This is a genomic window from Bradyrhizobium sp. Kon56, from assembly GCF_055807635.1.
In genome coordinates this window covers 1-235 of record NZ_JBVVOU010000644.1, presented here as the reverse complement: position 1 = coordinate 235, position 235 = coordinate 1, and the positions used below count along the sequence as shown (strand labels likewise).

Annotated in this window: 1 protein-coding gene; it reads right to left on the bottom strand. The window is 59.1% G+C overall.

Annotation, left to right across the window (positions count from 1 at the left end; translation table 11 throughout):
* The coding region (locus AC0L3B_RS40365) for a hypothetical protein (RefSeq protein WP_473383673.1) at positions 1-235 on the bottom strand (235 nt) is incomplete at both ends.

Sequence of the window (235 nt, the reverse complement as noted above, 5' to 3'; positions counted from 1 at the left end):
GACGTGAGCCTGGGGTGAGCTGGGGAATTTCGTCAGGTTGGGACAGGTTGAGCGCTTGGAGAAACTCCAGTTGGTTGCCGTAGCGGACGAAAATCCATTCTTCTCCCACGTCCCCCATGCCTAGGTAGAGGGTGTCATTACCTGCGCCCTGAGTGGCGCAATCGCCTCCCAGGCATAACTCGTACCGGTCCTTGTTCGCCAGCCCAGACACACTGCCGTCCGCCCTGAATTCCAC